The sequence below is a fragment of the Spirosoma sp. SC4-14 genome, from assembly GCF_037201965.1.
Lineage (GTDB): Bacteria > Bacteroidota > Bacteroidia > Cytophagales > Spirosomataceae > Spirosoma.
Map to the genome: position 1 here is coordinate 6,278,965 of NZ_CP147518.1, position 13,135 is coordinate 6,292,099.

Below are 13,135 nucleotides of genomic sequence, written 5' to 3' on the forward strand. Positions count from 1 at the left end.
ACTACCCTCTGAGAGTCAGTTAAACAATTACCATAACAATTTCTATGATAAATCAAAAGCAAACTATTTCTACACTTAGTGGCCTGGTTCTTTGCCTGGGCATCACCATTTCAGCCTGTAACAACAGCGACAGTTCGGTCAATCCTACAACAACAGGTTCAACAGGTACCAGCAGTACGACAACTTCTGTTGGCACAGGTGTGCCCGATGTGTACAAAAAGATTTACGGGGCTTCTCAGATTTATGTAGAAGGCGATTATATCGTTATCAAATCCAGTGGTTTACCCGACCACAAAACACCATACTACAAAGGAACTCAATGGGAGTCGACTCTGTATGTGGCCGACACTCGTTCCGATTTTCATGCCAACTCAAACACAATCACTTCCTTCAGTTACACGTTTAAGATTCCCAAAAATCCGGTGGTCGCATCTACCCACAAAGCACTACAAGCTGCCACTATTGGGGTGGCTATTAATGGTGTGCCGCTTTTCAATCAATATCAAATGGAAAACCAGTTGCTCACTCCCGGCGCTGGCGAATATGTATCCTTCGATTTATACGGTGGTCATCCTACTCCATTTAGCGAATACCACTACCACATTGAACCCAATTACCTGACGGCAACTCAGGGTAGTAGTAGTCTGATTGGTTTTTTGCTGGACGGCTTCCCCCTCTACGGGCCAGTCGAAAATGGGAAAACACTAACCAGCAACGATTTGGATGCCTACCATGGACATACGACCGTAACGGCCGACTACCCGAATGGAATTTATCATTACCACACAACCGCCGATGCTCCATACATCAACGGAAATGGCTATTATGGAACAGCTGGTACGTGGTCGAAATAAGCTACTCTGGTTTCTGGCAGCTACCCTGATCACCTGCCAGAAACCGCCAGCAATTCAGTATATTGACTCCGGCCAGGTACAAATTGTACCCAGAGAAGGTATTCATTACATCGGGGGTGAGCCCGTTTCAGGCATTGTCTTTTCAACGAATGCCAAAGGCGATACCCTGTTTAAGGTGCCGTTTATGAATGGGAAAGAAAATGGTATAGCAAAGTTCTTTTACTCAAAAAACCAGCTTCGCGAAGAGCGTTTTTTCGTAAATGGCTGGAAAGAAGGCACCCATCGGGGCTGGTACGAAAACGGCAAGCCAATGTTCGAATACCATTTTCAGAACGACATGTTTGAGGGGAGTTATAAAGAGTGGTTTCCAAATGGGCGGTTGTTTCGCAACATGAATTTTGAAAAGGGTCAGGAATCGGGCCATCAGCAAAGTTGGTCTGCCGATGGGCGAATTAAAATGAATTACATCATTCAAGACAATCGACGCTATGGATTACTGGGCACCAAAAACTGCAAAAATGTTTCGGACAGCGTTTTCAGCCAATAGTTTGCTGGCACTCATCATTTTTTTTGTAGCCTGTCAAAAAGAATCAACTCAACGCTTACCGTATTACAACACGCCTGATTTTACCCCCATTTTTGTTCAGTCAGAGGCAGACCTAACGGCAAAAGTTCCACATATAATTGGTCGTTTTTCGTTCACCGATCAGCATGGTGTCAGCATTTCGCAACACGACATCGAAGGGAAAATTCATGTAGCCGATTTTTTCTTTACTTCCTGCGGAGTTATTTGCCCCCGTATGACCAAACACATGCAACTAGTTGAAAAAGCATTTCCGAATGCAGCTGATGTTGTGTTGCTTTCATACAGCGTTACGCCCTGGATCGACAGTGTTGGCCGCCTGAAAAGTTATTGCCAAACGAACCACATCCAGTCGAAAAACTGGCATTTACTGACGGGGAATAAATCAGAAATTTACCAGCTTGCCCGCCAGTCGTATTTTGCGGAAGAAGAACTTGGGTTTAGTAAAGACAGCACCGAATTTCTGCATACCGAACATTTTCTACTCATTGACAAACATAAACGCATCCGGGGCATCTACAACGGTACACTCGAACTGGAAATGCAGCAACTTATCGCCGATATTAAAACATTAAGGCAGGAATCCTAAACCTGGCAGCGTGCCACCTTATGTTGGCGAAACATAAGGTGGCACGCTGCCAGAGTCAGTTCAACATAGTACATATTTAGATTTTTTCGCTCTCGATAGCCCCCGCGGCTTTGTTTGCCAGTTCGATAATCATCGGCAGAATTTTCCCAAACCGCTCGTCTTTACTATAGCCCTGTTTCCAGCGAGCGTAGATCTGCTGAGCGATTACGGCATTTTTATAGAGTCCAAACACGTAGTAAAACACAATAGCCGACAAATTACGGCCACTGCGCTCGGCATACCGGTCGGCCACCTCCCGACGGGTCAGGTTGCCGGGGAGCCAGGTCAGGTTGAAGGTGCGATAGGCGGGTGTATCGGCCGCTTCGGACCAGTAGGCTAGTGTAGCTCCCAGATCCATTAATGGATCGCCTACTGTTGCCATTTCCCAGTCAAGCACTCCACAAATAACCGGAAGTGGATCGCCCGTATGTTCGTTGGTAGCAAAGAGCACATTGTCATATTTGTAATCGTTATGCAAAAAAGCGGGTTTCTGCTCGGGCGGATAATGCGTTACGAGCCACTCGCCTACAGCATCCATGGCGGCAATGTTGTCGGTTTGGGCATTCCGATAGCGTTTGATCCAGCCTTCAACCTGTCGTTGCACATACCCTTCCGGCTTACCCAGTTGAATTAAACCGGTTTCGACAATGTCGAGCACATGAATGGTTGTCAGATTATCGACCAGGGCTTCCGATAGCTGCCGCATCCGTTCCGGCGACAGTTTCAGTGATGGAGCCATTGGAGCCCGCAAAATAATTCCGGATACCCGTTCCATAATATAAAACGGTGTCCCCAGTATCGCGTCTATTTCGCAGTAAAGTATGGGATTGGGGATAGGTGTATAGTGGCCTTTTAGCAACGATAATACCCGAAACTCCCGACCCATATCGTGCCCACCTTTGATGGTAGCCCCGGCGGGTGGCCTGCGCAGTACAAAGTCGCGGTTAGCTGTTTTGAGTAAGTACGTCAGATTGGAAAAGCCGCCGGGAAACTGACGAATTTCCTGCACGTCGCCAATAGCAGGAATCTGCTCGCGCAGGTAAGCATTGAGGGCTGCTCTATCAAGTTCTTCGCCTACACGTACGGCGCGTGGAGAATCGGGAGTAATCATGACTTAGGTCAATTGGATTGCTGGCCAGATGCGGTTTATACGACAAAAAATCAGGATTACAACTGCCCGGCGGCCATCAGCCGACGAAACTCCTGCAACTCACGAGCTTTTTTCTTGATGTCGAGACCATATTTTTTCAGAATACTGATTGCCAGATTCTGCTTGTGCACTTCGTCGGCACCATCCCAGATGCGGGCACCGCGCTCATGGCGATACATAGCTGCCAGTACCGTATCGTCCGTTACGCCCAGGGCGCCATGTACTTGTATGGCCCGGTCGAGCACGCGCAGGAAGGCATTGGCCACAAAGAATTTGATGGCCGACACCGCTTCCCGAACATTGGCCACGCCTACCGTATCGATGAGGTATGCCGTATTGAGCACATAGAGCCGACTGGCATCAATATCGGCCCGGCTTTCGGCAATAAAATCCTGAATAAACTGCTTTTCGCCGAGCATCACCCCGTCTTCAATCTCGCGCGAAGCAGCTCGTTTACAGAGTAAATCCAGTGCTTTTTCGGCATTTCCAATCCATCGCATACAATGATGAACGCGCCCCGGTCCGAGCCGCTCCTGAGCCAGCCGGAAGCCCATGCCTTCGGCCCCAATCAGGTTAGACACCGGCACCCGGCAATCGGTATAAGTCACTTCGGCATGGCTAAACCATTCTTGCCCAACATCACCAAAAACAGGAATATTTCGTTCGATCCTGAAACCAGGCGTATCGGTCGGCACAATAATCATGCTGGCCCGCTGATGTGGAGCGGCCTCAGGATTAGTCACCACCATGGCTACTGCAAATGCGGCTCCGTCGGCCGACGAGGTGAACCATTTTCGACCGTTGATTATGTATTCATCGCCATCGCGAACGGCCACCGTTGCCATGCGCGTTGGATTAGAACCAGCAAACTCGGGCTCGGTCATGGAAAAACAACTCCGAATATCACCATCCATGAGCGGCTTCAGATATTGTTCTTTGATTTCGGGGGATGCAAACTTGTGGAGCAGTTCAATATTACCAATATCGGGAGCCTGGCAGCCGAACACATAATGCCCAAAAAATGGCGCATAGGCCAATTGTTCGCTAATCTGCCCAAACTCGCAGAGGCTTAGTCCATGCCCATTGGCATCTTTCGGCAGATGCAAGCCCCACAGCCCGGCATCTTTTACCTGCTGGCGTTTTTGATTAAGAATGGGGATTAGCTCATCAAGACGATGGTGAGAGAAACCGTCTTCGAGCGGTATCAATTCGGTTTCGACAATGTTACGGACTTGCGCCAGCAACGGCCGAACGCGGTCGGTAATAAATATAGATTCCATTCGGGGTATGGGTCTAGGAGCGCCAACGTGGCAGGCACTAAAGTAAGGGTTCCCGAACGAAGGGGCAAGTGTAGAACTCATGATTGCCTTTTTAAACCGCAACGCTCGCCAGGTGATTCGTGTACTTTGTGACCGCTACGGTTTAAAAGCCTTTTTCTTTATCCGATTGGCTCGTTGAATACGGCAAGCATATGCGTAATGGCGGCTGGCGAATGTAACGCTTCGGTTTGATCTAACGTCAATCGGGCCACTTCTGAGGCCCGGTTTCGCATCTGATTTTCATAAGCAGCAATGGCAGCCTGCACGTCGAGAAACAAGCTGTTCGTCAGGCAGTTGCTTAGTTCCAGCGCATCGAGCATTGCCATATTAACACCTTCGCCCGCATAGGGAGGCATCAGATGGGCGGCATCACCCAGCATTGTCAGGTTTGGGAGGGATTCCCAGGTCTGGTCTAAAGGCATACAGTATTGCGGACGAAGCATGAGTGGATATTCTGCCTTTTCGAACAGATCGAGCCAAATGTCGTCCCAATCGGCAAACTCCTGCCGGAACCAGCCAAGTACCTGTGCTTTATCAGCAAAGTCGATACCACAGTTTCGCATCCAGTGTTCGTCGGTCTTGCAGCCAATATAAAACACCATACTACCATCGCCTTTCGAACTGACGATCAGCGTTTTTTCGTCGCCCAGCACAAACAATTTTCCTCCATTGAGCAACTTATGAACACGCGGAGAGGCCGTTTCAGAATCATATACCGCTCCCTCCATTACCGTCACACCGGCATAAAATGGCTTGATGGGCGTGATATACGTCCGGATTTTTGAGTTTGCGCCATCGGCCGCAATCACAATGTCGGCTTCGGCTGATGTTCCATTCCGAAATTCAAGTTTCCAGCCGTCGCCGTTGGGCGACATTGTGATAAACTGGCTATTCCAGACAACCGTGTTGGGTTGCAGCGAATCCAGCAGAATTTTCCGAAGCGGTCCCCGATCAATCTCAGGCCGAAACAGTTCATCGGCTTCGTTTACGTGTTCGTCGAGTACTACAATGCCTTTTTTATCAACAATTCGCAATTTATCAGCACCCGGCCGATAATTAGCGTTGAAAGCATCCAGCAATCCGGCTTCCCGCAAGGCCAGCAATCCAGATTCGTAGTGCAAGTCCAGCGTGGCCCCCTGCACCCGAGCATATTTATCCACATCTCGTTCGTATACGTTGACCCTAGCGCCCTTCATTTGCAGCAGCCGGGCCAACGTTAATCCGCCGGGACCTCCGCCCACAATGGCTATTTTTTTGTTTTCAATTCGCATATTACCCCTTGTTAACAGTTGTTTATAGAAATCTAAACCAATGGAGTATGCCAGACAACCTGTTCAATTTCAGGCGTGATGGCTGTTAAACCCATCTGTTTATGTCACAAACCTACTGTTCGGGCAATCGGAAAAATTGTATAAATCGGTCGTCTTTGTTGCGGGCGAGTTCTTTGGGTGTCACACCTGAATAGCGTTTTACGGCTTTTATGAAATGCGCCTGATCGACAAAATCCTGCTCGGGAAACAGCTTTCCTTCCTGAATCTGTTTGAACGAAGCCCGGTAGCGAAGAATGTTGCAATAGGCTTTCAGCGACATCCCAAACCACTGCTGAAAATAACGATTGATCTGCCGACTACTCCACTGTGCCGCTTCGGCAAGCTCCCGAACGGTCGATTCGCCCTCGGAAGCATACATAAGTTGAAACAAGGCATATTTACGTGGGTCGATTGCTTCGTGTATGGCTCCGGCAATTGCCGCAGACGCTTTCTTGCAGAACTGCCCGAAATTGTCCAGATCGGCAGGCGTTATACCCCAGAAATCGGCAGGTAGGTAGTGAACTCCATTCAGCAACGGCGCTATGCTCGTTTTCAGGACATATTCGGCAGCGGGCAATTTAAAATTAACAGCACACGTAACCGTATGCGGAGCAATAAAAGCCGGACCAGGCTCGGTACCCAATCCAGCCAGGATGACATGGAACGGTTCGGTAGCGGAGATAGAAAACAGCACATCGAAACATCCGTCGGGCACAATAGTAACCGGTTTTTCATTGTCGGATGGGTTACTAAGCCGCCAAAACGCTTTGACAAATTTGAAAAGCGGCTGGTCGGGCTGCATAACGTTGTAGTCAATATCAATAGCAGTCATGACTCATTCTTCAGCTATCTTTTTTATAATTCCCAGCGTGCCATTCCAATAAAAACTGGCATGTTCGACTGCGGTTTCGGCAATTAAATTCCGATGCGTAACAATCAGCATTGTCTGGTTGTCGGCAGGGATTAGGTTGAATTCGACGGTCGTGTAGTTCTCGGCTTTGTCGGGCAAGCGGGATAGAGCGCTCCACGACGTATATGCAAAGACAACATTCGGTTCAAATTGCACAATTGTACCTTTTTGCTCGTATTTACCGTGCAAATCGCCCCTGAACCGAATTGAGCTTCCAACCTGCCAGTCTGAGATGACCTCAATTTCTGTATCGAGCATCCACCGTTTTATGAGCGCTGGCGATGTCAGTAAATGCCAGACTTTCGAAACTGGAGCATCGATGGTTATTTGCTTCCGAACAACCGGTTCTGCAACCTTGGCCTGATTCGTCATTTCCTATAAGCGTTAAGTCTGACAAACATCGCTTCCAGGGTAGTCGTTTTCGTGGGTCAACTTATTTTATGCTATTTCGCCAGTTTTTCAACCGCAGCGTCTTTTGACTTCACAAAATTGATGTGACCGATGTTGTTACTCTCAACAATAAAGTCGTTCAGGCTTTTGCTTTGATATGCCGCAAATGCACCAATTATAGCCAGTTGCACCCGATACGTTGAAAATTTTTGAAGGATCTCACCTGCTATGCCCGTTCGGAGATTGAAAAAATCGGGAGTTATATTTTTTTCATACAGCATTATTTTATCAAATCCCCGATAGTATAGATTCCCCAGCAAATCCAGCCCATCATCCGCACTGCCAATTACCATCGTATCAGAAACAACCTCGGCTATTTCTACTCCGCCAATCTGAATTACGTTTATTTCCATTAGTTCAATTTTTATGCTGCCAGCCAGCAAATACCTCACCGTATAAAAGTAATTGGCCATCGGGCATTTGTCATTAGAATTTCTTTATCGATTTCCCAATGGCAAGTGCCCAATGACCAATAATTAATGGCAGATAACTAAGCGGTCTATTTCAACAAATCGTCTTTGGTCCAGACCTGACCATTTTTGATGGTATATCGCACATTCATCGTATCGCGAATTTTCGTCAGCGGATCGCCTTCAACCGCAATCAGATCGGCAATTTTTCCAACTTCGAGGCTTCCCAGATCCTTACCGACCCCGGCCGCTTCGGCCGACCAGAGCGTTGCCGCCCTGAGTGTTTCAAATGGTGTTACACCACCTTCTACCCAGTTCTGCAACTCAACCTGTAGGCTCAATCCATAAGGAATCAGGGGCGAATCGGTTCCGGGTGTTACCCGGCCACCGGCGGCAATAAATTTCTTCACATTACTGGCCAGCGTCCTGAAGTTTTCGAGAGCCCCCGGCATCATCCGGCGCATGGTCTGCTGTTGAGCCAGCATATTATTCCGGTACGTTTCGTCGTAGAAATGCGTAAACGGCTCGTAACTGAACAATGCCGTATCGAGCCGAATCTGGTAGCTAAAGCCACCCTGCAAGCTCGTTGTCGGCGTCATATTCATTCCCGACTTGGTAATCAGATTCAGCACATCGCCATAGATATGATTGGTAGAGGTCAGCTTAGGTGAGAATCCGCGACGACTGGTAGCCGACGAATGTTCGACTCCGTCGATATTGTATTTTACGGCCGGATACAGTTCATGCGATGTAACCGGAATCCCAATCTCATGCGCCAGATCGGCGGCTAACTGCTGCAAGCGATCGGGTAAGCGAACGTAGCATTTCAACAGGTCATAATCCAGCCGTTTGGCACGGTCGAGTTCCATCCGTAACTGACCTTCACTACGGATACTCGTTGCCAGTCCGTAATAGAGTCGGTATCCTTCGTTAATATTGCCCGTATAAAAACTCCGTGGCCCAACCCGAACACCGGCATCCCAGGCTTCGCGCCGTTCGAGTGCATCGTAAGGGTCGGCACCCGTTTCGCGAACGCTCGTAATGCCATGGCTCAGCCAGATACGTCCCTGCTTTTCACCAGTCAGAATACTCTGGTGGGTATGCATTTCCCAAAGTCCAGGCATTACAGTCAATTTCGACGCATCGACCAGTTGGCCCGACCGGCCGGCTTTGTGCGGTTCAATAGCCAGAATACGGCTTCCCTTCAGAATAATATCTACGTTTTCGCGATAGGAATTCGTCTTTCCATCAAAAAACTTACCTGCATGAATAACCGTCTGGTCGGTAGGCAATTTAGCCTGATAGTTAAATTCCAGCGGAACGTTGGTTACCCGTCCGGATGCAATATCGAGTTGTTTTAAGGTATCAACCGACAGATATACCAGCGTTTTCGCATCGGAGGTCCAACTCATGTTATCGGCCAGTGTTTTCGTGCGCTGAATGGGCTGACCGGTCTGTTTGCCATCCGATGTGACGGGCAATGTCCACAAAATACCATCGAGCACATACGCCATCCAGTTACCATCGGGCGACCAGGCCGGGCCGCTGCGCCCCCGAAAACTGATGGTTTGCCCCGACGAATCGGGTTTTAATTCGAGCGCACGCCCGCTTCCGTCGCTCGGAATGACCAGAAACTGATTCAAGCCCTCCCGAAACCGGGTCGAGTAGACATCCAGCGCCGAAACGGCCAGGCTTTTTCCATCGGCAGACCAACTCGGTACTCCCGGCCCAAACAAAGGTTCATAAATGCGTTTGGGTGCCGGAAAAGGCTGGTCTTCAGACGGAGGTACATCAATTGTATGGAGTGTATTGCGGCCATATGCCGATCGGTCGACCATGAAAAACGCGATGTGTTTGCTATTGGGTGAGTACACGGGTGTGCTGACTTCGGTAGCGCCATTGGTCAGTTGCCGATCCTGGCCCGTTTGCAAATCCCGCGCCCATAGGTTGATGCTGCCCGAACGATCGGAAACAAACACCAGATAGCGACCATCGGGCGAAAAATTCGGATCGGCCTCAATAAACGAATCGTCGGTTAACTTTTTAGGGGTTGGGTTACCAATGTCGAGCCAGTATAGGTCGCCCAAAGCCGAAAACACAATGGCTTTGCCATCGGGCGAAACTACCGGAGCCCGAATACCTTTCACCGGCCTTGACCTAGGGTTATCGAGCAGATAGGTCTTACGGGTGTAGGGTTTACGACTCAGCGCCAGCGTAGCCTGCCAGTTTATTTTTTCGGTCTTCGCCAGATCGGCCGTTTTACGTTTAATAGCCCCATCGGCCGTATACCAGATGGCTCCGTCCTTAGCCACCGTTGGCCGGAACGGAAATACGTCTTCGCCAGTTGCCGAAATGACATTGGGGGTTGCATCGACTTTCAGGTCTTTAATAACCAGCGTGGTTTTGCCAATTTCGGCCGTTTGTGCAATCAGCGACGTGCCATTCAACAACCAGGCCGGTGGTCCCATTGTAGCGGACGTTTTCCAAACTAATGTTTCCTTTCCGCCTTCCAGCACATACAATCCCGAAGCGTCTGGGCGCGTAGCCACATAAGCAATTCGTTTGCCATCGGGCGAGTATGAGGGAGCATATTCATTTCCCAGGTGATCCGTCAACTGGATGAGTTTGCCCGTTTTGAGGATTAGTTCAAACAGGTTATAATTTCCGCCCTTGTCCGACGAAAAAATCAGCTTACTGCCATCGGGCGAATACATCGGTTCACGGTTATCGAACTCACCAGTTGTGTGTTTCTGCAGATCAGAACCATCCGTTTTGACGCTGTAAATATGAAACGTTCCATCCCGAAACGACGAGTAGACAACGCGCTTGCTATCTGGCGACCAGGCTGGCTGACGAGCATCGTCGCGAAAATCGGTCAGGGCGCGAGCAGCCCCTCCCCTGGCCGGAATGAGCCAGATGGTTCCCTGCATATCCATCACGATCGACTGCCCATCGGGCGACAGTGCCGCCGACATGTTGGTTCCTTCCGAAACCGTGATTCGGACCGAATCCGATTGGGCATAAACCGTAGTAACACCTATACACAAGGCATAAAACAGCAGAAATCGGGCAAACTCAAAACAGGTCTTCATTAGAATAGCGAGTTAGCAATTGACTTACATTCACCTATTTCAGGGCTGCAGGTGGATTCAGATAGCGAGCCAGAAACTTGTAGATTTCTTCGCGCGAGTCGCGGGCGAGTTTCGTATCGAGCCGGTTAAAGCTATGCCCACCCGGTGCATCCTGATAAATCTTATACTCGAACTTCTTTTCGTGGGCTTTCAGCGCATTGATCAGCGACTCTACCTCCAGCACGTTGACGTCTTCGTCGTTGGTATTGGTATGAATCAATAGCGGAGTTTTCAGCTTCTGCGCATTCCAGACCGGCGACCGACGACGGTATTCGGCCACATTGTCGGAGGGATCTTTGCCAATGTGCGTTGCAGCCGAAAAAATTGCCCGGTATTGTGGTGTTTTATAACCCAGTCGGGCAATAATATCGCTCACAGGCACGCCCGCATAAGCCACTTTATAGTCTTCGGGATGATCGAAAATATTCATCAGCGAAATCATACCGCCGTGGCTCCAGCCAATAATCCCGACCCGATCGGCATCTACCTGTGGCATAGTTTCGACAGCCCAGCGCTTTCCGGCCAGTACATCGTCGTTTTCGTAATCGCCATAGTCGATCTGGTTGTAAAACCCGCCCCCGTAGCCCACGCTACCGCGATATTCAGGGGCAACGATCAGGTATCCCTGATCGAGGAGTTCGCGGACAATGTGAGCATAAAGTGTACTGAAATCGCCATGAATCCCATCGTGAACGAATACCAGCAATGGCAGTTTCTTTGCCGACGCAAATTTCTTCGGCACAAACGTATAAGCCGGAATTATGACCGGATTGGAAGCCCCCTGTCCCGTCGGATTTTTGATTACATGGGGCGGTTTACTGGCATAGCGAATTTTGTCGATAACGGCAACATCGCCCAGTTTTTGATACCAGAGTAAATCGTCGATGTGTTTAGTGATGGTCTGGTCGGAGTGACGCAGGTTCTCCTCTAATTGCCGAATTCGTTCATTCAGATCGGGAGCCGACGTAGTTGATGCAGGAGCCGTTTGGGCTTTGATACTAAAACCAATGCAAATAAAAAGTAATAAACAATAAAGCCGACGCATAGACAGAGTACAAATTAGAGTCAGTAATAGTAAGAGTAGTGGATATGAACCGATAATTAGAAAAATTCTGCCCGCCTGCTTTCAGGACCAATCCTGTTTGGTTCAGATCAGCCGCTTCAGTTTTAATGTCAGCGAATCCTGCCGGAACCGCCCCCGCATTGTCAGCGTACTATCAGTTACAAATTGGTAACTAACCCGCATTGAATCGACCGATTTGCCCGTTTCGCTCGGAAAATGAACCGTGAGCACCTTAGTAGCTTCATCTACTTTATAATCGCCATGCAGATCTCGTTGCTGAAATTTGTCGGGGTGATACTTGAATAAACAACCGTATCGCCATTCGAAATATACCTTCGACCAGACCGAATCCTGATAGGCCGACGGAATCACAACGCTGTTGTTGCGCCCAAGGCTCTCAACTTTCCAGACACCGTTCAGTTTGGTTGGTTGCTGAAAGCTTTCGCGCAGCGAATTAATACGCCAGAATGCCAGCCCAATTACCAGTAGGCGCACAACTGTCAGGAGCGCCGTACGGATAGTTGTATTAGCGGTTTTCTGATACGACAGAAAGGCGGCTTTGAGTGTATCGTAATCGAGCAGGAGCAGAAAAAACAAGAGGAAAGTATAGTGCAGCGCGTTGTAGTAGGCCAACGGCGAAATGTCGTAGAAATGATCGATCAGGTCGATGTTGATCATAACGGGCAACAACACAACTACCCCCATTAGCTGCGTTCGGCGAAACAGTAGCAAAACACAGCCAAGTACTTGTGTCCAGCCCAGAATATAGGCCATCGTCTGCGAATAGCCGTAGTAGGTCCAGGTTAGCCAGAAACCGTTTAGTTCACCAATAGGTGTTTCCCGAATATACTGGGGTGCCTGAAATTGGGTTTTCAGAATTTTGGCGGCTCCATATCCCGTAATGGAATAGGCGACATAAACCGTGATGATTGTTTGCAACCAAGTGTGCCACTGATTGCCTTTACCAATGCGTTCCCAGCTATAGGTTACAAGAAAACTTATGCCCAACAGGATGGCCAGGGCAATCAGTCGCTTAGCCGAATCGGAGACTACCTCAAACTGCCAGCGCGAAGTAGCCTCCGATAGCTGCGTTAACCCGATAATTACCAGAAACAGGCAAAACGTTTCTGAAAACTTAAGCCAGAAACTGCGGGCGGCAAACATAAAAGAGGAAGGTTATTAAACGCAATTTAAAGTATATAATTTCAAAATACACCAAACAAACTAGTGCAATATTATATTTCTTCAATTATTTATTCTTTATCTTTTGTTTTTCATACACAACAAAAATAGGGTACCCAGAGCTTCTGCTCCAGCTACCCCATCT

The 13,135-nt window shown here is 48.8% G+C and carries 12 protein-coding genes; 3 read left to right on the forward strand and 9 right to left on the reverse strand.

Annotated elements, in window-relative coordinates; all coding sequences use genetic code 11:
- Positions 1–44: 44 nt before the first annotated feature.
- From WBJ53_RS25800 to WBJ53_RS25810, 3 genes are read left to right on the forward strand one after another with little or no spacing between them, the layout of a single operon-like run.
- The gene (locus WBJ53_RS25800) at positions 45–854 is read left to right on the forward strand and encodes a YHYH protein (protein ID WP_338871588.1); all 810 of its coding nucleotides are present in this window, start codon (positions 45–47) and stop codon (positions 852–854) included.
- The gene (locus WBJ53_RS25805) at positions 826–1,401 is read left to right on the forward strand and encodes a hypothetical protein (RefSeq protein ID WP_338871590.1); all 576 of its coding nucleotides are present in this window, start codon (positions 826–828) and stop codon (positions 1,399–1,401) included. Before WBJ53_RS25800 ends, WBJ53_RS25805 begins: the two co-directional genes overlap by 29 nt.
- On the forward strand, positions 1,373–2,026 hold the full coding sequence (locus WBJ53_RS25810; protein WP_338871592.1) for an SCO family protein: 654 nt from the start codon (positions 1,373–1,375) through the stop codon (positions 2,024–2,026). Before WBJ53_RS25805 ends, WBJ53_RS25810 begins: the two co-directional genes overlap by 29 nt.
- Before the next feature lie 76 nt (positions 2,027–2,102).
- On the opposite strand, the gene WBJ53_RS25815 is transcribed toward WBJ53_RS25810, so the two are convergent.
- The 9 genes from WBJ53_RS25815 to WBJ53_RS25855 form a co-directional block, all read right to left on the reverse strand.
- Positions 2,103–3,176 (reverse strand): phosphotransferase family protein, encoded by a 1,074-nt coding sequence (locus tag WBJ53_RS25815; protein WP_338871594.1) that lies wholly within the window; start codon positions 3,174–3,176, stop codon positions 2,103–2,105.
- Positions 3,177–3,232: 56 nt separating this feature from the next.
- Complete coding sequence (locus tag WBJ53_RS25820; protein ID WP_338871596.1) at positions 3,233–4,495, reverse strand: acyl-CoA dehydrogenase family protein; 1,263 nt, start codon at positions 4,493–4,495, stop codon at positions 3,233–3,235.
- A 158-nt stretch (positions 4,496–4,653) separates the two neighbouring features.
- Positions 4,654–5,805 carry an NAD(P)/FAD-dependent oxidoreductase gene (locus WBJ53_RS25825; protein ID WP_338871598.1) on the reverse strand — a complete coding sequence of 384 codons (1,152 nt, stop codon included), beginning with the start codon at positions 5,803–5,805 and terminating at the stop codon, positions 4,654–4,656.
- Positions 5,806–5,917: 112 nt separating this feature from the next.
- Complete coding sequence (locus WBJ53_RS25830; RefSeq protein WP_338871600.1) at positions 5,918–6,676, reverse strand: AraC family transcriptional regulator; 759 nt, start codon at positions 6,674–6,676, stop codon at positions 5,918–5,920.
- Positions 6,677–6,679: 3 nt separating this feature from the next.
- Complete coding sequence (locus WBJ53_RS25835; protein ID WP_338871602.1) at positions 6,680–7,126, reverse strand: SRPBCC domain-containing protein; 447 nt, start codon at positions 7,124–7,126, stop codon at positions 6,680–6,682.
- Positions 7,127–7,197: 71 nt separating this feature from the next.
- Entirely contained in the window at positions 7,198–7,617 is a 420-nt protein-coding gene (locus tag WBJ53_RS25840; protein ID WP_338871604.1) for a DUF4180 domain-containing protein, read from the reverse strand.
- An 86-nt stretch (positions 7,618–7,703) separates the two neighbouring features.
- A complete protein-coding gene (locus WBJ53_RS25845) occupies positions 7,704–10,706 on the reverse strand; it encodes a DPP IV N-terminal domain-containing protein (RefSeq protein ID WP_338871606.1) in 3,003 nt (1,000 codons plus the stop codon).
- Positions 10,707–10,740: 34 nt separating this feature from the next.
- Positions 10,741–11,790, reverse strand: coding sequence for an alpha/beta fold hydrolase (locus tag WBJ53_RS25850; RefSeq protein ID WP_338871608.1), 1,050 nt, complete (start codon positions 11,788–11,790; stop codon positions 10,741–10,743).
- 102 nt (positions 11,791–11,892) lie between these two features.
- Complete coding sequence (locus tag WBJ53_RS25855; protein ID WP_338871612.1) at positions 11,893–12,972, reverse strand: hypothetical protein; 1,080 nt, start codon at positions 12,970–12,972, stop codon at positions 11,893–11,895.
- Between the last annotated feature and the right edge of the window lie 163 nt (positions 12,973–13,135).